At 51.6% G+C, this 26155-nt stretch carries 28 protein-coding genes and 1 pseudogene; 23 read left to right on the top strand and 6 right to left on the bottom strand.

The window, feature by feature from the left end; all coding sequences use genetic code 11:
- Positions 1–10: 10 nt before the first annotated feature.
- From T458_RS39425 to T458_RS39410, 7 genes are all read left to right on the top strand, one after another.
- Positions 11–787 (top strand): ABC transporter ATP-binding protein, encoded by a 777-nt coding sequence (locus T458_RS39425; protein WP_023556563.1) that lies wholly within the window; start codon positions 11–13, stop codon positions 785–787.
- Positions 788–801: 14 nt separating this feature from the next.
- The gene (locus T458_RS39420; RefSeq protein ID WP_023556562.1) at positions 802–1509 is read left to right on the top strand and encodes an ABC transporter ATP-binding protein; all 708 of its coding nucleotides are present in this window, start codon (positions 802–804) and stop codon (positions 1507–1509) included.
- 232 nt (positions 1510–1741) lie between these two features.
- Positions 1742–2362, top strand: a complete 621-nt coding sequence (locus T458_RS56045) for a hypothetical protein (RefSeq protein WP_023556561.1) — start codon at positions 1742–1744, stop codon at positions 2360–2362.
- Between the two features lie 513 nt (positions 2363–2875).
- Positions 2876–4315: a MocR-like pyridoxine biosynthesis transcription factor PdxR gene (locus T458_RS39415; protein ID WP_023556559.1), complete on the top strand. Its 1440-nt coding sequence runs from the start codon at positions 2876–2878 to the stop codon at positions 4313–4315.
- Positions 4312–5004: an AzlC family ABC transporter permease gene (locus T458_RS56905; RefSeq protein ID WP_023556558.1), complete on the top strand. Its 693-nt coding sequence runs from the start codon at positions 4312–4314 to the stop codon at positions 5002–5004. The genes T458_RS39415 and T458_RS56905 overlap by 4 nt, the downstream gene beginning before the upstream one ends.
- Entirely contained in the window at positions 4994–5317 is a 324-nt protein-coding gene (locus T458_RS56450; protein WP_023556557.1) for an AzlD domain-containing protein, read from the top strand. Before T458_RS56905 ends, T458_RS56450 begins: the two co-directional genes overlap by 11 nt.
- Before the next feature lie 40 nt (positions 5318–5357).
- Positions 5358–5891, top strand: coding sequence for a phosphotransferase-like protein (locus tag T458_RS39410; RefSeq protein ID WP_023556556.1), 534 nt, complete (start codon positions 5358–5360; stop codon positions 5889–5891).
- A gap of 69 nt (positions 5892–5960) precedes the next feature.
- Here the strand turns inward: T458_RS39410 and T458_RS39405 are convergent, their stop codons facing one another.
- Positions 5961–6713 (bottom strand): IclR family transcriptional regulator, encoded by a 753-nt coding sequence (locus T458_RS39405; RefSeq protein WP_023556555.1) that lies wholly within the window; start codon positions 6711–6713, stop codon positions 5961–5963.
- A gap of 186 nt (positions 6714–6899) precedes the next feature.
- Here T458_RS39405 and T458_RS39400 point away from each other — a divergent pair, with 186 nt between their 5' ends.
- The 8 genes and pseudogenes from T458_RS39400 (at position 6900) to ant(6) (ending at position 14161) form a co-directional block, all read left to right on the top strand.
- Positions 6900–8030 (top strand): ABC transporter substrate-binding protein, encoded by a 1131-nt coding sequence (locus tag T458_RS39400; RefSeq protein ID WP_023556554.1) that lies wholly within the window; start codon positions 6900–6902, stop codon positions 8028–8030.
- Between the two features lie 9 nt (positions 8031–8039).
- Positions 8040–9137: an ABC transporter ATP-binding protein gene (locus tag T458_RS39395; RefSeq protein WP_031305678.1), complete on the top strand. Its 1098-nt coding sequence runs from the start codon at positions 8040–8042 to the stop codon at positions 9135–9137.
- Between the two features lie 3 nt (positions 9138–9140).
- A complete protein-coding gene (locus T458_RS39390; protein WP_023556552.1) occupies positions 9141–9983 on the top strand; it encodes an ABC transporter permease in 843 nt (280 codons plus the stop codon).
- Positions 9980–10780: an ABC transporter permease gene (locus T458_RS39385; RefSeq protein ID WP_023556551.1), complete on the top strand. Its 801-nt coding sequence runs from the start codon at positions 9980–9982 to the stop codon at positions 10778–10780. Before T458_RS39390 ends, T458_RS39385 begins: the two co-directional genes overlap by 4 nt.
- A gap of 12 nt (positions 10781–10792) precedes the next feature.
- On the top strand, positions 10793–11929 hold the full coding sequence (locus T458_RS39380; protein ID WP_023556550.1) for a M20 family metallopeptidase: 1137 nt from the start codon (positions 10793–10795) through the stop codon (positions 11927–11929).
- Between the two features lie 202 nt (positions 11930–12131).
- On the top strand, positions 12132–12521 hold the full coding sequence (locus T458_RS39375) for a PadR family transcriptional regulator (protein WP_051410068.1): 390 nt from the start codon (positions 12132–12134) through the stop codon (positions 12519–12521).
- A complete protein-coding gene (locus T458_RS56035; protein WP_023556548.1) occupies positions 12514–13278 on the top strand; it encodes an HAAS domain-containing protein in 765 nt (254 codons plus the stop codon). Before T458_RS39375 ends, T458_RS56035 begins: the two co-directional genes overlap by 8 nt.
- Before the next feature lie 31 nt (positions 13279–13309).
- Positions 13310–14161, top strand: a pseudogene (ant(6), locus tag T458_RS39370) (aminoglycoside 6-adenylyltransferase).
- On the opposite strand, the gene T458_RS39365 reads toward ant(6), so the two are convergent.
- Positions 14146–14436 (bottom strand): hypothetical protein, encoded by a 291-nt coding sequence (locus tag T458_RS39365; RefSeq protein ID WP_023556547.1) that lies wholly within the window; start codon positions 14434–14436, stop codon positions 14146–14148. The pseudogene ant(6) and the gene T458_RS39365 overlap by 16 nt on opposite strands.
- Before the next feature lie 75 nt (positions 14437–14511).
- Between T458_RS39365 and T458_RS39360 the strand changes: the two genes are divergently transcribed.
- Positions 14512–15486 (top strand): aldo/keto reductase, encoded by a 975-nt coding sequence (locus T458_RS39360; RefSeq protein ID WP_023556546.1) that lies wholly within the window; start codon positions 14512–14514, stop codon positions 15484–15486.
- Positions 15487–15577: 91 nt separating this feature from the next.
- Here T458_RS39360 and T458_RS39355 read toward each other — a convergent pair whose 3' ends face one another.
- Positions 15578–17110, bottom strand: coding sequence for an IMP dehydrogenase (locus T458_RS39355; RefSeq protein ID WP_429847947.1), 1533 nt, complete (start codon positions 17108–17110; stop codon positions 15578–15580).
- A 121-nt stretch (positions 17111–17231) separates the two neighbouring features.
- Between T458_RS39355 and T458_RS39350 the strand changes: the two genes are divergently transcribed.
- The gene (locus T458_RS39350; RefSeq protein WP_023556544.1) at positions 17232–18020 is read left to right on the top strand and encodes a GNAT family N-acetyltransferase; all 789 of its coding nucleotides are present in this window, start codon (positions 17232–17234) and stop codon (positions 18018–18020) included.
- A 231-nt stretch (positions 18021–18251) separates the two neighbouring features.
- On the opposite strand, the gene T458_RS39345 is transcribed toward T458_RS39350, so the two are convergent.
- Genes T458_RS39345 through T458_RS0128715 form a run of 3 tightly spaced genes read right to left on the bottom strand, consistent with a single transcriptional unit; the run spans position 18252 to position 20726 of the window.
- Positions 18252–18569 carry a hypothetical protein gene (locus tag T458_RS39345; protein ID WP_144083830.1) on the bottom strand — a complete coding sequence of 106 codons (318 nt, stop codon included), beginning with the start codon at positions 18567–18569 and terminating at the stop codon, positions 18252–18254.
- Between the two features lie 58 nt (positions 18570–18627).
- Positions 18628–20028: a HAMP domain-containing sensor histidine kinase gene (locus T458_RS39340; protein WP_023556540.1), complete on the bottom strand. Its 1401-nt coding sequence runs from the start codon at positions 20026–20028 to the stop codon at positions 18628–18630.
- Positions 20025–20726, bottom strand: a complete 702-nt coding sequence (locus T458_RS0128715; protein WP_031305671.1) for a response regulator transcription factor — start codon at positions 20724–20726, stop codon at positions 20025–20027. The genes T458_RS39340 and T458_RS0128715 overlap by 4 nt, the downstream gene beginning before the upstream one ends.
- A 160-nt stretch (positions 20727–20886) precedes the next feature.
- On the opposite strand from T458_RS0128715, the gene T458_RS39335 reads away from it, so the two are divergent.
- From T458_RS39335 to T458_RS39310, 6 genes are all read left to right on the top strand, one after another.
- A complete protein-coding gene (locus T458_RS39335; protein WP_023556538.1) occupies positions 20887–21936 on the top strand; it encodes a DUF3048 domain-containing protein in 1050 nt (349 codons plus the stop codon).
- Positions 21937–22042: 106 nt separating this feature from the next.
- Entirely contained in the window at positions 22043–22333 is a 291-nt protein-coding gene (locus T458_RS39330; RefSeq protein WP_023556537.1) for a YerC/YecD family TrpR-related protein, read from the top strand.
- 14 nt (positions 22334–22347) lie between these two features.
- A complete protein-coding gene (locus T458_RS39325) occupies positions 22348–23037 on the top strand; it encodes a heptaprenylglyceryl phosphate synthase (RefSeq protein ID WP_023556536.1) in 690 nt (229 codons plus the stop codon).
- 228 nt (positions 23038–23265) lie between these two features.
- Complete coding sequence (locus tag T458_RS39320; RefSeq protein ID WP_031305670.1) at positions 23266–24300, top strand: DctP family TRAP transporter solute-binding subunit; 1035 nt, start codon at positions 23266–23268, stop codon at positions 24298–24300.
- Between the two features lie 83 nt (positions 24301–24383).
- Positions 24384–24863, top strand: coding sequence for a TRAP transporter small permease (locus T458_RS39315; protein WP_023556534.1), 480 nt, complete (start codon positions 24384–24386; stop codon positions 24861–24863).
- A complete protein-coding gene (locus T458_RS39310; protein WP_023556533.1) occupies positions 24860–26146 on the top strand; it encodes a TRAP transporter large permease in 1287 nt (428 codons plus the stop codon). The genes T458_RS39315 and T458_RS39310 overlap by 4 nt, the downstream gene beginning before the upstream one ends.
- Positions 26147–26155: the final 9 nt, after the last annotated feature.

Genomic DNA, 26155 nt, shown 5'->3' with positions numbered 1-26155 from the left:
GGGAGCCAACATGGCAATATTGGAAGCAGTGGGATTGACCAAGCGTTTTGGCGGTCTCGTCGCCAATCAGGACGTGACGATCAAGATTGAAAAAGGAAGCATCACAGCCGTGATCGGTCCAAATGGGGCGGGCAAGACTACCTTTTTTAATATGATTACGGGTTTTTACGAGCCGGACGAAGGGGAAATTTTGCTGGCAGGCAAGAGCATCAAGGGACTTCGCCCTGATCAGATCGCGACGAGGGGAATTACCCGGACCTTTCAAAATATTCGTCTGTTCAAACAGATGACTGCTTTGGAAAATGTCATGGTCGGGACGCATAGCCGTTTGTCGGCAGGGCTTCTCGGGATTCTGTTCAACACCAAGCGCATTCGCGAAGAAGAAGAGAAGGCACGTGTCGAGGCCTATCAGCTGCTGGAATATGTAGGAATTGAGCATATCGCCAACGAAGCGGCGGGCAGCCTGCCGTACGGATTGCAGCGCAGGCTGGAAATCGCTCGTGCGCTGGCAACCAATCCGCAGATTATCCTGCTCGATGAGCCCGCAGCGGGAATGAACCCGCGGGAAACGGTAGAGATGACCGAGTTTATCCGCCTCCTGAAAAAAGAATTGGATCTGACCATCATCCTGATCGAGCATGACATGAAGCTGGTCATGGGCTTGAGTGAATACATTCACGTGCTGGACTACGGACGCAAGATCGCCGAGGGGACACCAGAGCAAATCCGCAACAACCCCAGCGTCATCGAGGCGTACCTTGGAAAAAGCGCTACGGAAGTGTCCTAGGAGGAGGCAAGGATATGGCATTGTTGGAACTGCAAAACGTTCATACCTTTTACGGCGGTATCCACGCGCTCAAAGGCCTGTCGATCAGCGTCAATCCAGGCGAGGTCGTCACCCTGATCGGTTCGAATGGGGCGGGCAAGTCTACCACGCTGAAGACGATTTGCGGACAGACGCGGGCGCGTGAAGGAAAGATCATTTTTGACGGAAAAGACATCACCCAGATGAAAACGCATGACATTGCTATGTTGGGGATCGCTCACGTTCCAGAAGGACGACGCATTTTTCCCAAGCTGACGGTGCAGGAAAATCTCGAAATGGGCGCTTTCTTTACGAAGGATAAACATTTGATTCAGGAAGGGATCGAACGCGCCTTCCAATACTTCCCGCGGCTCAAAGAGCGGATCAGCCAAAAAGGCGGAACGATGTCCGGCGGGGAGCAGCAGATGCTGGCGATCGCCCGCGGTCTGATGATGAAGCCCAAAATCCTCATGCTGGATGAACCGTCGATGGGGCTGGCGCCGATTCTGGTAGAACAGATTTTTGAAATCGTCACGGAGCTGAATCGTGAAGGAACGACTATTCTCCTGGTGGAGCAAAACGCCAACCAGGCCCTGTCCGTAGCCCATCGCGGCTACGTCATCCAGACGGGGGAGATCATTCTCAAGGACGATGCGAAGACCTTGCTCGCCAACCCGCAGGTGCGGGAAGCGTATCTGGCGTAACGCCAAACCCAGTGCCCTTAGGTACTGGGTTTTGTCGTGTCGGAATGTAACTGTAGTGGGGAGAAGCATGTTTCCGATCTACGCTCAATCCGGACTAAAACACGGATTCAAGGTAATTTTCAATGATTCAGGAAACGGGGCAGATTTGCGCAACTTTCCATTACATGGTGGTGTATAAGAAGTAAAGGACGGTTAGAGTGAAGAGTGAGAAACTTTTAAGGAGTGCACAATTGTGAGGTTGTATTCTAAAGGGATTAAAATGATGATTGGTGTGATTTTTATCGTTTGTGTAGTGGGAGGTACACTGGCATTCCAAAGCACATTTGCTAAAAGCTCGAATAATCAAAGCCCCAAGAATCCTCCTCATTATCCAGAAAATGAAATTGGACAGACTTACGGTTCTGCTGAAGAAACAACTTCTGTTGAAATGCTACCTGACTTAATCCATGTAGGAAGTGTGAATGGCATTGCAGGATATTTGCTGAAAAAAGATTATCTTAGTGAACTTGTACATGACGCACCACTGTATGATGTTAATGGGAAAACCATAATTGGTTCTTTTCATATTGGCGCTAAGAATATGAGCTATCCTAAAAATAAAAACGGACAGACATACGGTTCTGCCACAGATGCTCCTTCTCCGGATACGGAACCTGAATTAATCCGTGCAATAGGTGTGGATGGTACTACAGGATACGTGCTGAAAAAAGACTTAGACGGTGAGCGTCCAAAATCACCCGAGGAAGCCATTGCGATACAGAACAGTAGATCACCAGGAGGTCGTGATATTCCGCTATATGACGTTGATGGTGAAACCGTAATTGGTGTGTTTCATGTTGGAGAAGGAAAATAATATAAAATGTGATTGAGTGTTATGCTCCCTAAACGCGAAACGAGCCTTAAAAGCGATGCTAGAGGCTCGTTTTTCTTTTACAGGGCTCTCCACTTTCTGGAGGGCATATACTAATTAGTATCAATGTGGTATCCAATGTTTGTTACCAACTCGAATTCACCGAGAACAGTTTCTAGCCGAGGAAAAGGGGAAAAAAGCGAAAGGTATTTGGGATCTTGACCCAGTCGCAATGGAAAAGGCGGAACCCGCATTTAGCGGACAACCCTGAATCACTTCTTGAAGACGGCTGCTTTTGGCCGCGGTTCCGCCTTTGGAATGGAGACGGCCAGCGCCAGCCCCCAGCGAAGATTCCAACCCACCTGTAGCGTTTTCCTCTTTTCCTCTCCTCCACTGCAGCTGGTGGACTACCGTAAAAAAGGACGGGGGTTCCCGCATTTTCTAATTGCAGTCGTGCAAGCCTTCTTCTGCTATCATAGGAATCATAAAAAGACGAGTCGGAGGGGAGGAGAGAGGATGCCGGACATTAGCCCCTATCTGGTGGACGGGAGTGAGCCGCTTTATTTGCAATTGTATCGTTATTTTTGCCTGGAGATCCGGGAACAGCGATTGCCTTCGGGGACGCGGCTTCCGTCTGTACGTACGTTGAGCGGCTTTTTGCAGGTAAGCAAAACGACAGTGGAGAGCGCCTATCATCAATTGCTTGCGGAAGGATACATCGAGAGCAGGGAGCGAAGCGGCTTTTATGTCGTAGATGCCGCCTGGGACGGGCCAATGCTTCAGAAAAGAAGAAGTGAGCCGGATCATCCCCTTCCTGCAGTTGTCCCGGTCCAGTACAATTTTCACCAGGCAAGCATTGATCCTGACCATTTTCCGTTTGCTTTGTGGAAAAAGTATAGCAACCAGTGCATGCGGGAGCAGAACAAGGAGCTTCTGCGATACGGGGACAGGCAAGGCGAGCCTGAATTGCGCCTGGAGCTGGCCCGGTACTTGCGTCAGGCGCGGGGAGTGCAGGCCTCCCCGGAGCAAATCGTCATCGGTGCGGGTACGCAGGTGATGATCACCTTGCTGGGGTGTCTGTTTGGTCTGAGCGGACAGGCTGTCGCGATGGAGGAGCCTGGCTATCAGGGGGTGCGAAAGGTATTTCTCAACCTGGGGTTTGACGTGAAGCCGATCCCATTGGAAGCAGAGGGCATCCACATAGAAAAGCTGCGGGAAAGCGGAGCGGGACTGGTCTACATCACGCCATCCCATCAGGACCCGACCGGCATCGTGATGCCTTACGCCAAGCGGCTCAGGCTGCTGCAATGGGCGGCACAGACAGAGGGCTACATCATCGAGGACGATTATGACGGGGAGTTTCGCTATCACGGCAGACCCATCCCATCTCTTAAAGGGCTGGATGCTGCCGGGCGGGTGATTTATATGGGGACATTCTCCAAGTCACTCCTTCCGGCGATACGGATCAGCTACATGGTGCTGCCTCCCAGCCTGTTGGCTCTCTACCACGAGCATTTGGCGGAATACGACCAGACTGCATCGCGTATTCATCAGCAGACGCTGGCCTTATTTATGAAAACGGGGGATTGGGAGCGGCATATTCGCAAAATGAGGACATTGTACAAGAAAAAGCACGATGCTCTTCTTCGCTTGCTGCAGGAGGAGATGGGAGAGGCGATCCGCATCACGGGACAGGATGCAGGCATCTCTGTCATGGTAGAGGTGCGCAGCCGTTGTGATGCGCAAACCTTGACGGAACTGGCTGCCGCGGCGGGGATCCGCGTCTATCCTACCGATCACAAGTGGATGAGGCCAAAAGATGATTACTTTCCCAGCTTTCAGTTCGGCTTCGGCGGGCAGACGATCGAAGAGATGGAGGCGGGAATTCGATTGCTGGGTGAGGTGTGGCGTCCAACTTTGTTATCAGCGGATAAGGGGAAAGGAAGACAGAGATGAGCAACATGAGTGGGTCTTTTGCATTGTTTGTTTCAGGCATGCGTCAGATTATTCCGGTAGCTGCGGCCGGCATCATTGATGGGATTGTATTCGGATTATTGGCGAGGCAGGCGGGACTGGGGGTGACGGAAGCGGTCCTCTTTTCCTTGCTGGTCAATGCGGGCTCCTCCCAGTTCGCAGCGGTCGGTTTGATCTCGCAGGGGATCGTTGGCTGGCCGATCCTGCTTTCGACCGCTTTGTTAAACGCGCGCCAGCTATTATACGGACTGTCGCTCGGACCGCGTTTTCAGGGAACACCTGCCTGGAAGCTGTCGCTTATGGCAGGAACGCTCAATGATGAGACATTTGCCTTGAAGGCCACGTATTTGGATGCGGGGGGAAAGCCCAGCTTGTCGTTTTTCGCAGGGGCAAGCGTCGTGGACTATGTCATCTGGAACGCAAGCACATTCGCAGGCGCGTGGTTCGGTGCGGCGTTTACCCAGACGGAGGCTTACGGGCTTGATTTTGCTTTTATCGCGACGTTTTTGGGCTTTCTCGCCGTCAATCTGCTCACCTCCTTCCATGTGAAGGTAGCTGCGTGCACGGCTGCCGCGGCGTGCATTGGGTATGCGCTGGGCGGGGGTACCGCAGCTGTGATTGTCGGGACCTTGACGGCGATTGTGATGGGAGCGGTGAGCGATGAACGATAACATCATTTGGATTATTTTGCTAATGGCGCTGATCACGTACCTGACGCGGTTCCCGATGCTCTTGATCAGCTCGCGCTGGGAGATTCCGGACTGGTTGCGGAGGGGCTTGGCGATGGTGCCGGTAGGTGTCTTCAGCTCCATGACAATTCCGCCGATTCTCTTTCACATGCGCGAGGGAGCATGGAGCCCGGAATACATCGTCGCAGGTACGGTGTCGCTTGCGGTCGGTCTGTGGAGAAAGCAGATCGTATGGGCATTGGTGGCCGGGGTTGTCGTCATTGCCTTGTATCGGCATGCCGTCGGAATGATATGATGGATGTGGATAAATTTTCCGTTTGAGAGGAGACATGGGGATGATGTCGAGCATTTTTCTCATCACGGGCATTATGGCTTCAGGAAAGTCAACGATTGCCCAGCTGCTTGCTGAACGCATGGAGAAGAGCGTCCATGTTCGCGGTGATGTTTTCCGCAAGATGATTGTCCATGGCGAGGAAGCCATGTCAGCCAACCCTACCGAAGAAGCTATCCAACAACTTCGGCTGCGATACAAACTGGCTGCCCAAGCGTCAGATGCGTACGCAAAACAGGGCTTTCAGGTAGTGCTGCAGGATGTCATCATCGGCCCGATGCTGCAGGATGTAATAGAGATGATTGAACATCGCCCGCTTTACGTCATTGTTCTTTCTCCTCGGGCCGACGTAGTGGCCAAAAGGGAGGCTGCCCGACAGAAAAAAGGGTACGGCGCGATTGATATTGCGATGCTCGAAGCGGTTTTGCATAATGAGACGCCACGAATCGGCATGTGGCTGGATACATCGGAGCTTACTCCAGAGGAGACGGTGGATGAAATCTTGCGAAGAGCGAGTGACGAAGCACGCATATGGTGATGAGCCAGCGGGAAAAGGAGGGGTGTTTTCGCAGATGCGAGCAACCCCTCCTTCTGTTTTGGCGTCCAATCAAGCCCGATGTCCCAACTCCATAGACATCTCCCGCACTGTTTCCAGCACCTCTTGCAGGATGTTATCGAGCTGGGGCTCGACGCGGTCAGACGGTCCGACGACACTGATCGAGGCGGCGACCTGATCAGACGAGTCGAAGATCGGTGCTGCCACGCCGGTTACCCCGACATTGCGGCGATTGGAACTGATTTCGTAGCCGCGCTCCCGGATCATCTGCAGATTTTGCTTGATCTCTTCTGCGGATTGATAGGAATGCGGCGTATATGTTTTCAACCTCTCAGACAAAATCTCATCCTGAAACGGCTCTGGTTGATAAGCTAGCAAGACACGTGCTGCCGAAGTGGAGTAGAGGGGAAAACGACGGAATGACTCGACGGTAAAACGGATGGGATGGGGCGAATCTACTTTTGCTACATAGATCGCATCCCTGCCGTCCCGCACACAGAGCACCACCAACTCGCTGGTCCGCGATAAAAGCCGATTGATATACGGCATGGAAAAATCCACAATATCATGGTTTTTCAGCACTTTTGTGCCAAGTTCCAGGAGGGTGTAGCCAAGCGTGTACTGCTTGGTTTTTTCATTTTTCCGGATAAAACCTTCTGATTCCAGGGTGGTGAGCAGCTTGTGCACCGCTCCCTTGGACAGTTCAAGCTTTTTGCTTAACTCGGTCACGCCCAGCTCCTTGGGAGAATCCAGAAAGATTTTCAATAGTTTGCATCCATTTCGGACAGAGGAGAGAACTTCCATGCACACGTCTCCTTCTTAAGTACATTGACCTCATCGTATCACATTCAGGGAAGTCGTACTTTACGTTTTTTTCTAAACAATCTTGAATTGTCAGTCTACTTATGGTAGTGTAACACTATCGTTCTCGAATAGCAAACATCGTTCTCTATTCGTGAACAAATAAAGAATATCGGGGGTTGAACTCAGATGAAGAAGAAGGCTTTAACCGTACTATCAATTTTTGCTTTGACAGGTTCCTTATTGGCGGGATGTGGATCGTCCACGACACAGCCGCAAACTTCCGAGCCTGCTCCGACACCAGCGCCGGCCGAGACGCCTGCTGCCGAAAAACAGGTGGAATTGGAAGACAGCCTGATTGTGTCCGGGAATGGCGCAACGGTAGAAAAGCTGATGAAAGACGAGATCTTCAAGAAGTTTAACGAGAAGTACCCGAATGTAAAATTGACTTATGTATCCGGTGTTTCTACTGAAATCGTAGCAAAAGTGAAAGCGCAACAAAACGCACCACAAATTGATATCGCTATCATTGAGGGCGGAGAGCAAGAAAAAGGACGCCTCGAAGGACTGTGGGAGCCGCTCAAAGAAGAAGAGATCCCGAACATGAAAAACATTTCCCAGGACCTAGCAGTGAAAGACAACAGCGGTGCGACCGTCAACTTCACTCCGATGGGAATCTCCTATAATACCGAAATCGTGAAAGAGAAAAATCTGCCGGTGCCAACTTCCTGGAATGACCTGGCGAAACCAGAGATGAAAGGCAACATCACCATGACAGACGTAGCGAGCAATTTCGGCCGCTCTGCGATGATCATGATGGCGTATGCCAACGGCGGTTCCGAGAAGGATATCGAAGCAGGATTTGAAAAAATGGGCACCATCGCGGGCTACATGCCGACATTTGCCAAGAGTGCGGCACAGCTGCAGCAAAACCTGCAAAATAAAACAGCTGCATACACCACATGGACCATGGCGCGCAGCTTGACGCAAAAAGACGCAGGTCTGCCGATCGAATTCGTATTCCCGCAAGAAGGCGGAAACCTGGTACCGACCATCGCTTCCCTGGTGAAAAACGCGAAGCATCCAGAAGCAGCAAAAGCTTTCATCGACTTCTTGCTGACAGACGAAGTGCAAACCATGTATGCGACCAAGCTCTACTACAATCCGTCCACAAACGTAGCGCTGCCTGAAGAAGTAGCGAAATCCCTGGAATTTGACCGCTCCAAAGTCGTTGCCTTTGACTATCAAGTGATCAGCGACCAAATGGCAGCATGGCTGGATCGCTTTAACCGGGAAATCGCACCAAAAACAGGAAAGTAGGTGTCCTTTTTGGCAAAGGTATATGACGTCGAACTACGCAACATCATGAAAAAATTCCAAAACAATGTCGTGGTTCAGGACTTCAACCTGCAGGTAGAGCAAGGTGAGTTCGTCTCTTTTCTCGGCCCGTCTGGCTGTGGAAAAACAACGACGCTAAACATGATCGCTGGTTTTCTGGAACCGGACGGCGGTGATTTGTTGATCAAGGGACAGCGGATGAACGGTGTCCCCCCTTACAAACGGGAGTTGGGGATGGTTTTCCAGACCTACTCCCTGTTCCCCCACATGACTGTCGCGGAAAACATCGCGTACGGCTTGAAGCTGAGAAAAGTAAACAAAGCGGAGATGAAGGAGCGGGTCGACCGCGTCCTTTCTCTCGTCAAGCTGCCGAATGTAGCCGACCGCTATCCGAAGCAGCTCTCCGGCGGACAACGCCAGCGGATTGCGATCGCCCGCGCTCTGGTGATCGAGCCTTCCCTCCTGCTTTTGGATGAGCCGCTGAGCAACCTGGATGCCAAATTGCGCGAAGAGCTGCGTGATGAGCTGAAGCGTCTCCACCATGAGATCGGGGTCACGACCATCTTCGTCACGCATGACCAGGAAGAAGCGTTGTCTTTGTCTGATCGCATCGTCGTGCTGAACCACGGTTTTGTCGAGCAGATCGGGACACCGCTGGAAATCTACAATGAACCTGCATCTGAATTCGTGCATACCTTCATCGGCAAAACGAACCGTCTGGAAGGGGAGGTCGTCGAGGTGAACGGCGATCGCCTGACTGTACGGACAAATGAAGGGCTGCTGATTCACGCAGCGAAGCAAACTCGCAAATTTGCACCGAATCAAAAAGTCATCGCATTCGTGCGGCCGGAGAAAATCCAATTGTCCGCGACGGAGTCCAACGAAGCAGAAAACAATGTGAAGGGCGAGCTGCAAATCGCGTCCTTCCTGGGCTCTTATACCGAATGCGAGGTAAAAGTGGGCGGAAACACCTTGTCCGTGAAAGTGCAAAAGCTGATCGACAAAGCTACAGAGCAAGAAGCAGCAAAAGGCATTGTCTGCTATTGGAAAGCAGAAGATGTGCTGATCATGCCGACGGAGAGGGGATGACGTATGAGCAGACGTCTTTCCGTTACGCTGTTGACGGCACCTGCTTTGATCGTACTTCTGGGAGTGTTTGTGATTCCCATGCTGTTGATGCTGCTGCTTAGCTTTCAGGATGCGCAGCAAGCCTTTTCGCTGGAGAATTACGCGCTCTTTTTCCAGGATACCTTCTATCTGGAAATTCTCTGGCGGACGATTCGCGTGAGTCTGTGGACTGTACTCGCCACCTTGCTGCTGGGATATCCGGTAGCGATGTTCATGGCGCAGGCGACTGGCAAAATGCGCGGGATTGTCACGATGTGCATCCTGGCACCGCACCTGATCAGTGTAGTCATCCGCAACTTCGGCTGGGTGGTCGTTCTCGGGGAGAAGGGCTGGATCAACGAAACGCTGATCGCGCTGGGAATGATCGAGACGCCTTTGCGCCTGTTGTACAACGAATTGGGAGTAGTCATCGGTCTTACAGACTCTTTTATCGCCTATATGGTACTGGCTTTGGCTACCAGCCTGTACTCGATCGATCCTTCTTTGAACAAAGCAGCATCGATTCTGGGTGCCTCGCGTGCCCGCACCTTCTTTTCGGTGACGCTGCCGCTTAGTCTTCCTGGCATCGTGGCTGGGACGACCTTGGTGTTCAGCTTGTCGATGAGTGCGTTTGTGACGCCTGCCCTGATGGGGGGAACCTCTGTCAAAGTGATTCCGGTTCTGGCGTATGAGCAAATCATGTCGACCCTGAACTGGCCGCTGGGTGCAGCCTTGGCCTTCCTGCTTTTGGGAAGCACCATTGTCTTGGTGAGCCTGTATACGAAGCTGATCGAAAACAAGAGGTACAAAGAGGTGTTTGCGTCATGAAAAAGATCAATGTGCTCGGGCTCATCACCTTCATTATCATCATTTTGGTCAACCTGCCGTTTTTGGTCATTATTCCAAGCTCGTTTACAGCCGCCGGGTATCTGGCTTTTCCTCCGGAAGGATTTTCCTGGAAATGGTATTCGATGATTCTGGACAGACCGGAATTTATTGATTCCTTCTGGACGAGCATCAAGCTGGCGACCTTGTCTGCCATATTGGCGACCGTATTGGGTACCTTGGCAGCGTTCGCCTTGTCCAAATACAAGTTTCGCGGGAGCGGGTTTATCAACGCGCTGATGCTGTCGCCGTTGACCGTCCCCTCGCTGATTATCGGGATTTCCGCATTGCTGTTCTTTACGCGCATCGGGATAGCCGGGACGTTCACGGGTCTTTTGCTCGCACATATCCTGATTTCGATTCCGTACGTGGTTCGTCTGGTCTTGACCGGGCTGAGCTCGTTTGACTACACGCTGGAGAAGGCCGGGTATATGCTCGGTGCCCATCCGTTCCGCGTGTTCTGGGACATTACGCTGCCGCTCGTGCGTCCGGCGATTGCCTCGGGGATGATCTTCTCCTTCCTGACTTCGTTTGACAATGTGACCGTTTCGTTGTTCCTGGTGGCACCGGATACGACGACATTGCCATTGGCGATCTTTAGTTACATGCAGGAGACACTTGACCCGCTGGTTGCATCGATCTCATCGGTCGTTATTCTGCTAAGTCTCGTGTTCATCATCTTGTTGGAAAAAGTGTACGGACTGGAGCGCCTGTTCGGACTTAATTCTCAATCACATTAAGGAAGAGGCAATATGTCAATGCACACGTATATGGAAACAAACATGCAACACTTTCTCCAACTACTGGAAACCTCGGTGAACATGGATTCCCCGTCCAAGAACAAGCGACTGGGAGATGTGATGGCGCAGTGGTTTGCACAGCAGTTCGAAGCACTGACCGGGGGCAAGGCAGAATTGGTGGCCAATCCCACCTATGGCGATCAGGTTCGCTGCACCGTGGGAGACGGCGACAAGCAGATTCTCATCATCGGTCATTACGATACGGTGTGGCCGGAAGGAGAAGCTGCTCGCCGCCCATTCAGCGTGCAAGATGGCAAGGCGTACGGTCCTGGTGTGTACGATATGAAGGCGGGTGTCTTGCAGGCGATGTTTGCGCTGCGGGGATTGGTGCAGCTCAACCGCTTGCCTGCAGACAAGAAAATCGTCTTGATCCTCAGCAGTGATGAGGAGATCGGCAGCCCGACATCACGCGAACTGGTGGAGCAGGAAGCGAGGCGTTCGATGGCGAGCTTCGTATTGGAGCCGCCGAGTGAACCGCTTGGCGCCCTGAAGACCTGGCGCAAGGGGAGCGGACATTTTACCCTGCGCGCACATGGGGTCTCCTCCCATGCCGGTGTAGATCATCAGAATGGCGTCTCAGCTATTGAAGAGCTGTCGCGGCAGATCCAATTCGTGCATTCCTTGACGGACTACGAAAAAGGAACGACGCTCAACGTGGGTCTGGTCAAAGGCGGGATCGGCTCCAATGTGGTGGCGGATTATGCGGAGGCTGAGGTGGACGTGCGCTTCATGACCATCGCAGAGGCCAACCGCATCGAGCAAGTTGTCCGCGCGCTACAACCGCAGCTCGCCGGAGCGAACATCCAGGTATCGGGCGGCATTCGCCGTCCGCCGATGGAGCGGACAGAGGAGACCGACCGACTGTTTTCACTCGCACAGGCCATCAGCCGCGACGAACTGGGCTTTCCCCTGAAAGAGTCGGGAACCGGCGGTGTAAGCGACGGGAATTTTGCCGCTGCATGCGGCAGCCCGACTTTGGATGGCTTGGGAGCGAGAGGCGGCTTCGCCCACTCCCCGGACGAGTTCGTGGAGTTGTCGGAAGTGCCGATCCGCACAGCACTGCTGGCGCGATTGATCGAGGAAGTATAGGAGTTAGCAGTACATCGAAATACGAGAACCGCGCCTGTCTGATGATGAGCAGTCACATCGGGCGGGTGCTTTTTTTATGGGGCATGGCCAAGGCGACTTGCGAAATGAGCAAGAGTTATACCTTGCATTGCAAGACTAATGGCGTTATACTGGATGAAGTATCATGTAATGCAAGGGAATGCTTGTCATCGTTACCCTTGTAATGCAAGGTATTGGGGAGGTGAAAGAGAATTTGTCGACAACACAGATGCTGAAAGGAATTCTCGATGGTTGTTTACTGGCGATTATCAAGGATAAAGAAGTATACGGTTACGAGTTGGCAGAAAAACTGGAAAGCTACGGATTTCATTCTTTCAGCGAGGGGACGATTTATCCATTGCTGATGCGAATGCAAAAAGAAGAATTGGTTACGACAACTCTGAAAAAATCAACGGCGGGGCCAAGAAGGAAGTACTATTCCCTTACACCGAAGGGCGAGGCAGAGTTAGAAATGTTTATCGAGAGATGGAATTATTTGCAGACCAATGTAAACAGGGTGTTGCGCCATGAATCGGATTCAGAACACCTAAAAGGAGATGAGACGGATGAATAGTGAGTTGAAGCTGTCGGATAAAAGCAGGGAATTCCTGGACCATTTGCGCGTATACTTATTCTCCAGCGGAAAACATTCGGATGAAATCGAAGAAATCGTGGAGGAATTGGAAGTTCATTTATTCGAAGCAGAAAAAAACGGCAAGCCGATTGAAAAAATCATTGGAAAATCACCGAAGGAATATATGGAGATGGTCTCCAATGAAATGGCCACCGACTATCGATCATGGATCAAAACAATTAGCCTCATCGTTTTCGGGTCATTTTCATTTACGATTTTCTCGGACTTAATGAAGGGAAATCTCTCCTATTCTGTCCTGGAAATCGTCGGACATCTTGTTATCGGCGCTGTATTTATTGCTGCTATTGCAACGGGGTTCAAATATATATCTGCAACGAATCTATCGATCAAAAAACAAGGATTGCTCGTAACAGCGATCATGATCCTGCCCATCGCTTTGTTTGTAGGGCTGATCTACGCTAATCGAGCCATCGATACTCCCGTGATTCATTTTGGCACTACGGCAAGTATGATCATCGGAGGAATTACGGCACTCTTTATCATCGGCGCGTCCTTTTGGGCAAAAACATGGATTCTGCTCATCGTCGTAGCATTGTTGACACTGCCCGATTTTCTTCTGGGTCTGACTCCATTGACACACGAAGCTCAGCTGATGATAAGTCCGTGGATTACCTTCGGGGGAATTGGCCTTTACCTCTGGTTATCGCTAAGCTGGTCGAGGAAAAACGGGAAATAAGCAAATAGATTGGAAACGGGGGACTACCGTATTGAGAAGTGAACAAGAAATGATGAATATCCTGCTTGATGTTGCGAGGAATGACGATAGAATCCGATTGGTAACGTTGGAAGGGTCGCGTACAAACAAACATATTCCCCCAGATACCTTCCAGGACTATGACATTTCATACTTTGTAACAGATATGGATTCTTTCAAGGAGAATGATCAATGGCTTGACATCTTTGGGAATCGTGTGATGATGCAAAAACCCGAGGATATGGAGCTTTTTCCGTCCGAGCTAGGGAATTGGTTTTCCTATTTAATGCTATTTGAGGATGGAAGTAAAGTAGATCTAACCCTGATTCCAATTCGTGAAGTAGAGGATTACTTTACCAAGAGCGACGGCTTAGTTAAGGTCTTGCTCGATAAGGATGCTCTCATGAAAGAGGAAGTGATAGCGGATGATCGTCAATATTGGATCAAAAAGCCAACTGCAAGAGAATTCGATGATTGTTGCAATGAATTCTGGATGGTTTCCACGTACGTAGTAAAAGGGCTAGCCAGAAAAGAAATCCTTTTTGCGATTGATCATTTACACGAGATTGCGAGACCGAATGTATTGAGAATGATGACTTGGCAAATTGGATCCGAGCAAGGCTTCACTTTTAGTGTGGGGAAAAACTATAAATTTATCGATCGGTACCTACCAAAGGAAGATTGGGAGAAACTCCTCTCAACGTATTCTTAGAGTGGGTATGAGGAAATGTGGCAGTCTTTATTCACCTGTTATGAGTTATTTAGAAAATACTCTAAAGCTGTGTCAACAAGTCTCGGATTTAAGTACCCGGATTACGATGAAGCCATTACGAAGTATACAGAAAATATTTACAGCTCATTGTGAAACGACCAGAGCTGGTCGAGGAAAAAGGAGAAAAAAGCGAGGGCATTTGGGATCTTCACCAAGCCGGGAACGGAAAAGGCGGAACACTCTCTTAGCGGCCAACCTTGAATAACTTCTTCGAAGCGGCTGCTTTTGGCCGCGGTTCCGCCTTTGAAGTGGGAGGCGGCCAGTGAAGGCCCCCCTGCAAAGATCCCAACCCGCCTGAGCGTTTTCTCCTTTTTCCTCCCCACCACTGCAGCCTGAACCACACCCATCCAAAAAGCAGACAGTTTCACAATCGGAAACTCCGATGGAAAATGCTACAATTCCTATGTGGACAAAACCAAGAAACAGGAAAGGACGGAGACGACATGAAATATCATCGTTTGGGAAACAGCGGCCTGCATGTGTCCGCTTTGGGAATCGGGACCAACTCATTCGGAGGACGTGCGGATGAGGCCACCTCGACGGCAATCATTGACGCAGCATTGGACGGCGGCATCAACTTTATCGACACCGCCAATATTTATACAGGCACAGAATCCGAGCGCATCATCGGAAAAGCGCTGGAAGGACGCAGACATGACGTCGTGCTGGCTACCAAAGCTGGCCTGGTAAAGGGAGAGGGAGTCAATGAGCGCGGCTCCTCCCGCTATCATCTGCAAAAGGAACTGGAAGGAAGCCTGAAACGTCTGCGGACCGACTATGTCGACCTCTACCAGATCCATACCTTTGATCCAAACACCCCGCTGGAAGAGACATTGCGAGCATTGGATGACATGGTACGCTCGGGGAAGGTACGTTATATCGGAGCCTCCAACTACTTCGCCTGGGAAGTGATGAAGGCGCTCGGAATCAGCGAACTGAAAGGCCTGAACCGCTTCGTCTCCCTGCAGGTCAGCTACTCTTTGGCCGACCGTACGCCGGAGCGTGAGATGATTCCGCTCTGCCTCGATCAAGGACTGGGTATTATCCCTTACTATCCATTGGCAGGAGGTATTTTGACAGGCAAGTACACCTCAGCGGATCAAGGCCCGGCAGGCTCCAGGCTGGAGAAAGAGCCGCGCTTTGCGAGATTCCTGGGCCAAGACAAGATTCAGCTGGGTCAACAGGTTGCCGAGCTGGCAAAAGAGCTGGGGATGGCGCCGAGCGTGCTCTCCATCGCCTGGCTGATGAACAAGCCTGCCGTCTCCACTGTCATCGTCGGGGCTTCACGCGTTGAGCAGCTTGCTGCCAACCTGGAGAGTGCATCTGTGGAGCTGGACAGCGCTACCATGAATCGCTTGGACGAGTGGGGGGAGCCGTATCGCCTGGGTGAACCGTTCGGGTTTTTCCGCCTGAGCTGATTCTTGCCACGAAAAAGACCCTCACCAGCACGGAAACGATGACTCACTTGCCGGTCACTGTTCCGTGGGGAGGGTCCTTTTTTTTCAGGCTTTACTCAGCAGCCATGCTGCTTTCCTTGAGGATGACGTCATGCGCGCCGCCTTCGACCAGGCTGGTCGCGGAGATGACCGTAATTCTCGCTTTTTGCTGCAATTCCGGAATGGAGAGCGAGCCGCAGTTGCACATGGTCGATTTCACTTTGTTCAGCGTACGATCCAGGTTTTCGCGCAGAGAACCTGCGTAAGGCACGTAGGAGTCGACCCCTTCTTCAAAGACAAGGCTTTGCTTGCCGCCGGTGTCATAACGCTGCCAGTTGCGCGCGCGGTTGGAGCCTTCACCCCAGTATTCTTTCACGAAGTTGTTTCCGATCTTCACTTTTTTAGTCGGGCTCTCATCGAAGCGGGCGAAGTAACGGCCCAGCATGACGAAATCCGCGCCCATCGCCAGAGCGAGCGTCACGTGATAATCATGCACGATTCCGCCGTCGGAGCAGATCGGGATGTAGATGCCAGTCTCTTTGAAATACTCGTCGCGAGCCTGCGCCACTTCGATGACAGCAGAGGCTTGTCCGCGTCCGATTCCTTTTTGCTCGCGCGTGATGCAGATCGAACCGCCGCCGATCCCTACTTTGATGAAATCTGCGCCAGCATCTACGAGGTAGCGGAAGCCTTCCTTGTCTACTACGTTTCCTGCACCGATCGGCACATTGAAATTGGCTTTTACGTATTCAACCGTTTCTTTTTGCCACTCGCTGAAGCCGTCTGAAGAGTCGATGACGAGGATGTCGACACCTGCTTCGACCAGCGCGGGAACGCGTTCCTTGTAGTCCTTGGTGTTGATCCCTGCTCCGACGATGTAGCTCTTGTTGGCGTCCAAAAGAGAGAGCGGATTGTTTTTGCGAGAGTCATAGTCTTTGCGGAAGACCAGGAACTCGAGATTTTGATTTTCGTCAACGATCGGCAGACAATTCAATTTGTGCTCCCAGATGAGGTCGTTGGCTTCCGACAGAGTCGTGCCGGACTTGGCATAGATCAGGGAGGAGAATGGTGTCATGATGTCGCTCACTTTTTTATCCAGCGAGTCGCGGCTGATGCGGTAGTCGCGACCTGTCACGATGCCGAGAAGCTTGCCCTTGGCGGTGCCGTCTTCGGTGACTGCACAGGTGGAGTGGCCGGTCTGTTCTTTCAATGCCAGAATATCTTTGAGAGTTTGGTCCGGGGTCAGATTGGATTTGCTGACGACGAAGCCTGCTTTGTACGCTTTGACCTTGCGCACCATGGTTGCCTGGCTCTCTACGGATTGGGAACCAAAAATAAAGGAAATACCGCCACATCGAGCCAGAGCTACCGCCATATGATGGTCGGATACTGCTTGCATGACTGCTGATGAGAACGGTATGTTGAGGGAGATCGCCGGTTTTTCCCCTTTTTTAAACTTAGTAATCGGGGTGGACAAATCTACATTTGCCGGATTGCATTCCTTGGTTGTCAGATTGGGCAGCAGCAAATACTCATTAAAGGTGCGGGATGGTTCAGTGTAAAAAGTAGCCAAAATTCTCTCCTCCTGATAAGTGTAAGTTACCATTTTCTCTACGAATCGGGTTGTCCAAGCTGCGCCAAAAAGCATGGCCCAGCCAAGTGTTCTCATCATGGTAACGTTGATGGGGAGAGACGTCAATAGGGAAATACAGAATGGAGTGATTTTCATGATGGTTTGGGAAAAAGGGGGCGGACTGGATGGATGGCTTGGCAAAATTTCACGGGAAGAGGCTTACATTTTGCATGGGAATCTATGTGTTCGACCTGACCGTTCGTTGACACTTGTAGATCGCGCTGAAGGTGAAAGCGGTTTGGTGATCGGTTCCTATCTAAAGGGAATGCCGTTTCACGCGTTTACCATTCATGTAGACGAGGAGATAGAATGCTATGAAGTTCGGGAGATGCTGGAGCGTGTGCGTGTCGAAGTAGGCATCTCTTCGCCTCCGCACTCAACGAAAGCGGTCTTTACTGTAGCCGAGCGCCATCTGCCAAAGCTGCTCATCCCGCATGTCCAGTCGAAGCGGACAATGCTTTTGAAAAAATGGACGCAGAAGGACCAACTTCTCCCACAAGGAAACTCTCGTCCGGTCACGAGAGACGACATAGAAGCGATGAGAGGCCTGGCGAGGCAAATCGGGATGGTCAGTTTTCGCGCCGATGAGCTGCTCGGCATGCCGCATCTCGGGATCTTTGACGGCGCGGAGCCGATTGCACTGGCGGGATTCCATATCTATTCAGAAGATTACGTGGAGATTGGAAACATCGGCGTAGCTCCAGCCTGTCAAGGAAGGGGCCTGGGGGCGCAGATTACCTCTGATATTTGCCGGATCGCAGCCGCGAAATCTGCCAATGTCTACTTATGTGTGTTTGCCGACAATCTGCCAGCGAGACGAATCTATGAAAAGCTCGGCTTTCAGACGGTCGAGCGGTATACGTTTGTCGATTTTCTCTTTTAAGAGAAGGGCTTGCGCCTAGCCAGAAGAAAGAACGAAATTCGCAATTCCGATACATACAAGAAGTCCGAGAAAAAAGATAAATCCATATCCGATCAGCAACAGCAATTTTTCAAAATCTTGATTCATGCCTGTTCCTCCCTGACCTTTTGGATCGATAAGGCTTGGGAATAGAATACCAAAAAATGGATGCTGCAACAATAGGAGCAAAGTCATGCTGGCTGCCCGGTAACGCTAGACGCGAACGCCGTTTTCTGCTGCTCGTTGAACCAAAACGTGCGCAGGTTGTCGTGTCTTGACCGTGATCTGGAGGTGAAGATCAGCCCGGTGTCCGTTGATCTCTACTCTGTTGCCGAAGGTGTTGTTTAATAGGGAGAGGATGTGCTGATGCTTTTTACGGTATGTGTTGCGCAAACTCCGGATATGGCGATACCAATGTCCCTGTTCGATAAAGTGCTGCATCGCCCACTGTTCAATGCGGGATGGAGCGTGAAGGAAATGCGGCATGGATCTCTCTGGTCGTGACGCTTGGGCTGTATCCTTTCTAAACAAAGAAGCCCTTTTTCCTGCTATGGAAAAGAGGCTTCTTTCGTGAATCAAAATATATCCGCTATTCACTTGGCTTGACCGGAATCGTCATCGTAAAGCAAGGCCCCTCCGCCGCATTTGCGGCAACAATCGTGCCGTCATGCGCCTCGAAGACCGCTCTGGCAATGGCAAGACCCAGGCCGTGCTTGCCCGATTTGCCTTTGCGGAACCGCTGGAACAACTGCGGCAGAAGCGCTTCTTCGATCGGCGGCCCGTCATTGCAGATGGAGATGATCACCTGCTGGCCTTCTTGCTTGCCAGTGATGACCAATCGGCTCTTGGCGTAGCGAAGCTGATTTTCCAGAAGGTTGACGAAAGCGGTGCTCAACTGCTCGCCGTCCCCCTCGATGACCAGGGAGGCGGGGAGGTCCAGCTTCCATTCGATCTGCGGGTTCAGGACGGACAAGCGCAGCTTCAAGAGCTGGAACATCTCGCTCAGATCAACCCGTCCCAGCTGCATCATCTGAGCGACGGACTCGATCTTGGTCAGGTAGAGAAGCTGTCCGACGACTTTTTCCAGCCGTTTGCTCTCCTCCATGATGATCGTCAGCCCTTTTTCCGCCTGCGGTCCCTGGAAGACGCCTTCGATCAGTCCCTGCGTGTAGCCCTGGATCGCCATGATCGGCGTCTTTAGCTCATGAGAGATGTTCTGGATAAAGTGGCGCTGCGATTCATCGTACTCTTTCAACTGGTTTTTCATCGAGTCAAAGGAACGGGCCAATTGTCCGATCTCGTCGCCGCGGTCCATCGTCAGCGGAATATCAAACTGGCGGCGGGCGATCTTTTTGCACAGCTCTTCCAGACTACGCAGCGGCTTGCTCAAATACCCGCTGAACCAGATGGCCAAGACCCAGCTAAACACCAGCAGCAGGCTGAATACCAGCAGGAACTGGCGGGTCAGGATGGCGTTGATCTGGTTGAGCTCCTGCTCTTTGGAGAAAAGCACTATATAATAAGGAAAACCGTGGTAGTCCATTTTTTTGCTGACGAAAAGGTAGCTTTCGTCCCGGCGCTCCAACGACCCGTGCCGTATCTTGCCGGATGGGTGCGATGCGGCCTCGCGAAACAGATCCATGCTGTCCTCATAGGAGATGCGGCCGCTAGTCCGACTGCCGAGGTGACGGCCGTCCGTAGAATAGACGATCATGTCGAACGAATACTCATAGCGCGAAAGCAGAAGCTGCAAAAAGTAGGGAGCCGTCGCGGGCACGGTGAGCAGTTCGTTCTTTTCATTGAACGTAATATGCTCGGACAAAGTGTACAGTTCATCCTCCAGGAGCGCGTAGGTGTTGTTCACCAGGTATTGCTTCACAGCCAAGGGATAGCCAAAACCAAGCCCCAGCCCCAAAATCGAGGTCAGCGCCATAAACAGGATCAGGATTTGCCGGGAGATCGGCAGGTTTTTTAGACGAAATCTACTCATGCGCGCGTCAGGCGATAGCCGAAGCCATAGACGGTCTCCAGCGGGAACTTGCTCATTTTCTTGCGGATTCGTTTGACCAGATCATCGACCGCCCGATCCGAACCGATATAGTCATCTCCCCAGATGGAGGTGAGAATCTGCTCGCGATTTAGGGCCAAGCCCAGATTGTGCAAAAAGTAGATGATCAGCTCAAATTCCTTCGTAGTCAAGTCGATCAGTTCCTCGCCTTCCTTCACCTGCCGTCCTTTTTCGGAAATCAGATAAGGACCGATCTGCACCCAATCCTGAAACGTCTGCGACGGAGCGGGGACATGAACGGCCTTTTCATAGGTGCGCTGCAGCAGCTTTTTCGCCCGGATCACCAGCTCCCGTGGGAGAAAAGGCTTCGCCAGGTAGTCATCGCTGCCCAGCTCCAAACCAATGATTTTATCTACATCTTGATCGCGTGCCGAAATAAAAATGATCGGGACGTCTGATTTTTGACGGATCAACCGCAGCAGCTCGTAGCCGTCGATGTCCGGCATCATGATGTCCAGAATCCAGAGATGCGGCTGCTGTTCGCCTTCCAATACAGAGACGACTTCAGTCCCGTTCGAAAAAGCCCTCACCTGCAACCCCGCGCTCTCCAGGTAGGATTGCAAGAGCTCCAGGAGGTTGGTCTCATCGTCCACGAGATAGACGAGGTAGGGAGTTTCCATGATGTATCCCTCGCTTTGCATCACTCTTTTCTTCCATTGTAGCATAGCAAAAAATGCGATGTGTGAAAGAGCCGTATGAGAATCGTGGAAAACATGTGGAAGGCAGGATTCGCTTTTGCAAAAAGCGAAAAGAAAAGAGAACTCAGGAAGGAGCGATTCCATGCAACGAAACATCAAAACCTCTCTCGTACTACTTTCGCTGCTGCTGCTCTCAGCTTGCAACTCACAGCCGGTGGTAGAACCAAAGCCGGCACCCGAGCAGCCGCCCGCTCCGATCGTAGAAGCACCTGCCAAGCAAGAACCGACCTATCCCTATACGTCTCCATTGACCGGACTCGGCACCAATCAGCCGCCAGAACAGCGCCCGATCATGGTGATGATCAACAATGCGCCCCCGGCCCGGCCCCAAACGGGCTTGAACCAGGCGGACATCATTTACGAGGTATTGGCAGAGGGAGAGATGACCCGTTTCCTAAGCATTTTCCAAAGCCAAAAACCGGATGTCATCGGTCCTGTACGCAGCATCCGCCCGTATTTTATCCAATTGGGTGTCGGCTACGATGCCATGCTGGTCCATGCGGGAGGCAGTCCAGATGCCTTGAAAACCTTGACCAGATCGGATTACAGCCACCTCGACGAAATTCCCAACGGCAGGTATTTCTGGCGGGAGCAATTCCGCAAAGCGCCGCATAATCTGTACACCAACACGGAATTGCTCGAGCAAGCGATGATCGACAAGGGGATGCGGACGACGGCAGAACCGATCCATTTCTCCTTCCTGCCCGAGGATGCCGTCATAGCAGACGGAGAGCCTGCTTCGACGATCGAGATCGAGTTTCACTCGCTGAACAAGGCAAGCTTTCAATACGATGCAGATCAGAAGAAGTACCTGCGCTTCACGGACGGCAAGGAGCATATCGACCTTAGCGACAACAAGCAGCTGACGGCGACCAATGTGCTGGTCATCTCTACCCGCCATAGGGTCTTGGATAATGAGGGCAGACGGGATGTGGACGTGGTAGGTCCGGGAGACGGCTACCTGTTCCAGCAAGGCAAGGCCAAGAAGGTGAAATGGAAGCGCAGCAACGGGGTAATCAAGGCGTATGCAGATGACGCGATGACACAGGAAATGCCGTTGTTGCCTGGCCAGACCTGGGTCGAAATCGTACCGAATGCACCAGGGCTTGCCCAGCACCTCAAATTTCAGTAAGTGCTTGCAGCCTACCCCCGTTTCTTTTATGATATGTATGGGACTTTAGCGCTTAAAAATTTCACAGTGGGAAATCAGAAGCGTAACCATAAACGGGGTGAATGGCATGCAATTGGAGAAATTGAAGGGAAAAGGCATCGAGCAGCTTTTTGAAGCTGTCCTGTCATTGGAAACCATCGAGGAATGCTATCAATTTTTTGATGATCTGTGCACAGTAAACGAAATGCAGTCCCTGGCACAGCGTCTGGAAGTAGCGCGCATGCTGCGCAAAGGGTTTACGTACAATCAGATCGAAGCAGAGACCGGTGCGAGCACCGCGACCATATCGCGTGTCAAACGCTGCCTGAACTACGGCAATGACGGCTATCAGATGGCGCTGGAGCGGATCGGCAAATAGGGAGGCAACAACGGGTGATTGATTATCGTGGCTGGCGCCATACGTTTAAGCTGGACCCGGACAAGACAATCGGGGACGCGGAGCTGGAAGCCATTTGCGAATCAGGGACTGACGCAATCATCGTTGGCGGCACGTACGGCGTGACGTATGACAACACGCTCGAGCTGATGTCGCGAATTCGCCGCTACGCCGTGCCGACCATCCTGGAGATTTCCTCGCTGGAGGCGGTCGTGCCTGGCTTTGATTCGTATTTTGTTCCCCTTGTCATAAACGCAGGGGACCCGGACATGATCTTTGCGCCGCATGTATCGGGTCTGCTGGCATACGGGTCCTATATACACTGGGATGAAATTATTGCCGAGGGCTATCTGATCGCCAACCCGGAAGCGGGAGCGGCGAAGCGGACCCAGGCTCGTCCGATCGCCGACGGTGCGACGGCCAAAGCGTACGCGCAGGTAGCGACGCAGATATGCCGTTTGCCCATTGTCTATCTAGAATACAGCGGACAGTACGGCGACCCTGAGGTGGTTAGTGGCTGCAAGGCAGGCGTACATGAGGCCCACTTCTTTTACGGCGGGGGCATCCGTACGCCGCAGCAGGCTGCCGAGATGGCGGCGATTGCCGACACCATCGTCGTCGGCAATCTGGTCTATGAGGATCTGGAAGCGGCATTGGCTACGGTCGCTGCTGTGAAGGGCTCGTAGCAATCAGGCCACCTTTGAAGAAGTAAGGCCAAATTTGAAAAAAATCGGTAAAAAGTCGAGTTCCCTAAGGGATTTTTCCTGTGGGGGACTCGACTTTTTCTATTCGGAGCAATATCGAGCCCCCGGCGTATATCCAATTCAAGAAGTGGATATAGACTTAACTTTTTATTATGACTATTCTTTCAATTATAAATGGGAATAGCGCTTACAAGGCGCGAGGGGGGACTTATGAAGAAACTTTTCGGCATAGGCTTGTCCATTTTTTTGACAATTGCACTGGCAGCATGTGGATCGCAAAATGCGGCAGCACCGCAAGAGTCTGGATCGTCAAGCACAACCGCCCCGGCCAAGGAATTGAATTTAAAGATAAGCGTCACCGTTTCAGAAAAAGACTCCTGGGCCATCGCTACGAAACAGTGGATCGAGGAAGTGGAAAAAAGGACAAATGGCAAAATCAAAATGAAAATGTACGCGAACGAGTCTCTTTCGAATGGAAACCAGCCAAAAGGGATCGAAGCGGTGCAGAACGGCTCTACAGACATCTCCCTCCACTCTACGATTATTTACAGCGTACTGGATCCCAAATTCTCAGCTCCTTCACTCCCCTGGCTCATCCCCAGCTATGAACAAGCAGATAAAGCCATGAACGGAAAGGCAGGCGAAATGCTGAAGGAAGTGATTCGCAGCAAGGGAATTGAACCGCTGGCTTACGGTGAGAGCGGGTACCGCCAGATTACCAACAGCAAGAGGCCGATTGAGAAGCCGGAAGATCTGAAAGGACTAAAAATCAGAACCCCATCCATGGAAATGATGGTCAGTACCTATAAAGAGTTCGGCGGAGACCCGACCGTCATGAACTTTGCCGAGGTGTTTACTTCCCTCCAGCAGGGCGTGATCGACGGACAGGAAAATCCGCTCCCGATTATTTTGAATTCCAAGCTGTACGAGGTGCAGGATCATCTCACCGTTTGGAACTACATGTACGATCCGATTGTGTTCGGCATGAACAAAAAGCTATTCGACAGTCTCGATCCGCAAACACAGGAGATGTTCAGGGAGACGGCACAAGCTGCCGCCAAGCATCAAATCCAATTGAACCGCGAGGCGGATGCCAAGGTGTTGGCGGAATTGAAAGAAAAAGGCATGCAGGTAGTAGAACTGACACCTGAGCAGACCAAGGCATTCCAGGAACAGGTCGCTCCTGTCATCGACAAGTACGAGGAGATTATTGGCAAGGAAATGCTGGATGCATTCCGCAATTAGTCGTTTCAATCCGAGGCTCCGCCAAAAACGTTTGGCGGAGCGATGTTTTCTTCACGACTCCTTTTCGCTTGGAGGAATCTCACATGAAAAAATGGGTTCGGCTGGAAGAGTGGATTCTTGTCATTTTCATGATTGTCATTTGTGTCATCACCATGGCAAATGTGCTTTCACGCTATTTGCTAAGCAGCTCGTTTTCCATGACCGAAGAGCTGACGACCAATCTGTTTGCGTTCATTATCTTTATCGGGGCGGCCTTGCTTGCCAGGGAAAACGGTCATTTGGGCTTTGCCCTGCTCACAGACCTTTGTCCGCCCAGTGTCCGTAAGATATTGGTGCTGCTCGTGAGCTGTCTGATAAGTGTCTTTTTTTTGATCCTGCTTTGGTATGGAGTGGAAATGGTCATCCAGCAGTACACCTACCAGCAAAAGACACCTGCTATGGGATTGCCGGAATGGATCATGGGCCTGTCTGTGCCGCTTGGTGCGTTATTGTGCATCATCCGGTTCTGGGAAGGGGCTCTGCTGGAATGGAAAAAAATCAGTCAGGAGGGGGTGGAGAAATGAGTGACGTGGCGCTATTTTTGTTTGGTTCGTTTTTCCTTTTGCTGTTTTTGAATATGCCGATTGCGATAGCGCTAGGCCTGTCTACTGCCGCCACATTGCTGGTTTTTGATTTGCCGCTCCAAGCTCTTCCTTCAACGCTTTACTCTGCGATGGCCAAATTTACACTGCTTGCCATTCCTTTCTTTTTCCTTGCTGGACTGATTTTGGAGCGGGCAGGCATCTCCAGAAGGTTGATCCATTTGGCGCAGACCTTAACAGGCCACTATACCGGCGGGATGGCGATCGTTGCCGTCGTCGCAGCGTGTTTTTTTGCCGCCATCTCCGGTTCAGGGCCTGCGACGATGGCTGCAGTGGGAGCGATCATCATCCCAGCCATGGTCAAGCAGGGATACCGCAAGGACATGTCGGCAGGGTTATTGGCTACGGCAGGAGGCATCGGGATCATCATCCCGCCCAGCATTGCCTACATCGTGTACGGTGTCATCTCCGAGGTATCGATCGGGAAGATCTTCGTGGCCGGAATCATTCCCGGCTTGGTCATGGGATTGATTCTTGCTTTGACCAGTTACTTTATCGCAAAAAGAGAGCGAATTCCGACTCTTCCAAAGGCAAGCAAAAAGGAGATCTTTCTGGCCTTGAAGGATGCAATCTGGGGATTGATGGCTCCAGTCATCATATTAGGGGGGATCTATTCCGGGATCTTTACCACGACGGAATCGGCAGTAGTCGCTGTTTTCTATGGACTGATCGTTGGTGTGTTTGTTTATAAAGAAATCAGTTTCAAGCAAATTCCGGCGATTCTGCTGGATTCGGCAAAAACAACTGCGATGGTGATGCTGATCGTGGCTGCGGCTTCTTCATTTGCCTGGTTGATTACCGTGGAGGGGATTGCGGAAGATCTGGCTCATTCGCTCATGAGTATCGCGCCGGGGCCGATTCTCATGCTGCTTATGATTAACGTGATTCTACTGATCGCGGGAATGTTCGTCGATGCCATCTCAGCCTATTACATCTTTCTGCCCATCTTCCTCCCCATTATCGCCGCTATGAACATCGATCCGATTCATTTTGGGGTGATGATGACGATGAATCTGGCGATTGGTCTGGTGACTCCACCCGTCGGATTGGATCTGTACGTGGCTTGTGGACTGGCTAAGATATCGTTGAAGGAAATTTCCATTGGTGTGATTCCCTTTATCGTCGCCTCTCTGATCGCGCTTATGCTCATTACGTATATTCCGTCTATCACGCTATGGTTGCCGCAGCTCTTACAGATGAAATAAGGAGGGAGC

The sequence above is a fragment of the Brevibacillus panacihumi W25 genome, assembly GCF_000503775.1.
GTDB classification, from domain to species: domain Bacteria; phylum Bacillota; class Bacilli; order Brevibacillales; family Brevibacillaceae; genus Brevibacillus; species Brevibacillus panacihumi_A.
Note: the sequence above shows the minus strand (reverse complement) of the source record. Positions and strands in the feature narration are given on the sequence as shown.

What these genes read in the sequence shown, in the direction of transcription:
- T458_RS39425 (WP_023556563.1), top strand. Translation starts at nt 11, where the DNA reads ATGGCAATATTGGAAGCAGTGGGATTGACCAAGCGTTTTGGCGGTCTC.
- T458_RS39420 (WP_023556562.1), top strand. Translation starts at nt 802, where the DNA reads ATGGCATTGTTGGAACTGCAAAACGTTCATACCTTTTACGGCGGTATC.
- T458_RS39415 (WP_023556559.1), top strand. Translation starts at nt 2,876, where the DNA reads ATGCCGGACATTAGCCCCTATCTGGTGGACGGGAGTGAGCCGCTTTAT.
- T458_RS56905 (WP_023556558.1), top strand. Translation starts at nt 4,312, where the DNA reads ATGAGCAACATGAGTGGGTCTTTTGCATTGTTTGTTTCAGGCATGCGT.
- T458_RS56450 (WP_023556557.1), top strand. Translation starts at nt 4,994, where the DNA reads ATGAACGATAACATCATTTGGATTATTTTGCTAATGGCGCTGATCACG.
- T458_RS39410 (WP_023556556.1), top strand. Translation starts at nt 5,358, where the DNA reads ATGATGTCGAGCATTTTTCTCATCACGGGCATTATGGCTTCAGGAAAG.
- T458_RS39405 (WP_023556555.1), bottom strand. Translation starts at nt 6,713, where the DNA reads ATGGAAGTTCTCTCCTCTGTCCGAAATGGATGCAAACTATTGAAAATC.
- T458_RS39400 (WP_023556554.1), top strand. Translation starts at nt 6,900, where the DNA reads ATGAAGAAGAAGGCTTTAACCGTACTATCAATTTTTGCTTTGACAGGT.
- T458_RS39390 (WP_023556552.1), top strand. Translation starts at nt 9,141, where the DNA reads ATGAGCAGACGTCTTTCCGTTACGCTGTTGACGGCACCTGCTTTGATC.
- T458_RS39385 (WP_023556551.1), top strand. Translation starts at nt 9,980, where the DNA reads ATGAAAAAGATCAATGTGCTCGGGCTCATCACCTTCATTATCATCATT.
- T458_RS39380 (WP_023556550.1), top strand. Translation starts at nt 10,793, where the DNA reads ATGTCAATGCACACGTATATGGAAACAAACATGCAACACTTTCTCCAA.
- T458_RS39375 (WP_051410068.1), top strand. Translation starts at nt 12,132, where the DNA reads ATGCAAGGTATTGGGGAGGTGAAAGAGAATTTGTCGACAACACAGATG.
- T458_RS56035 (WP_023556548.1), top strand. Translation starts at nt 12,514, where the DNA reads ATGAATAGTGAGTTGAAGCTGTCGGATAAAAGCAGGGAATTCCTGGAC.
- T458_RS39360 (WP_023556546.1), top strand. Translation starts at nt 14,512, where the DNA reads ATGAAATATCATCGTTTGGGAAACAGCGGCCTGCATGTGTCCGCTTTG.
- T458_RS39355 (WP_429847947.1), bottom strand. Translation starts at nt 17,110, where the DNA reads ATGGTAACTTACACTTATCAGGAGGAGAGAATTTTGGCTACTTTTTAC.
- T458_RS39350 (WP_023556544.1), top strand. Translation starts at nt 17,232, where the DNA reads ATGATGGTTTGGGAAAAAGGGGGCGGACTGGATGGATGGCTTGGCAAA.
- T458_RS39340 (WP_023556540.1), bottom strand. Translation starts at nt 20,028, where the DNA reads ATGAGTAGATTTCGTCTAAAAAACCTGCCGATCTCCCGGCAAATCCTG.
- T458_RS0128715 (WP_031305671.1), bottom strand. Translation starts at nt 20,726, where the DNA reads ATGGAAACTCCCTACCTCGTCTATCTCGTGGACGATGAGACCAACCTC.
- T458_RS39335 (WP_023556538.1), top strand. Translation starts at nt 20,887, where the DNA reads ATGCAACGAAACATCAAAACCTCTCTCGTACTACTTTCGCTGCTGCTG.
- T458_RS39330 (WP_023556537.1), top strand. Translation starts at nt 22,043, where the DNA reads ATGCAATTGGAGAAATTGAAGGGAAAAGGCATCGAGCAGCTTTTTGAA.
- T458_RS39320 (WP_031305670.1), top strand. Translation starts at nt 23,266, where the DNA reads ATGAAGAAACTTTTCGGCATAGGCTTGTCCATTTTTTTGACAATTGCA.
- T458_RS39315 (WP_023556534.1), top strand. Translation starts at nt 24,384, where the DNA reads ATGAAAAAATGGGTTCGGCTGGAAGAGTGGATTCTTGTCATTTTCATG.
- T458_RS39310 (WP_023556533.1), top strand. Translation starts at nt 24,860, where the DNA reads ATGAGTGACGTGGCGCTATTTTTGTTTGGTTCGTTTTTCCTTTTGCTG.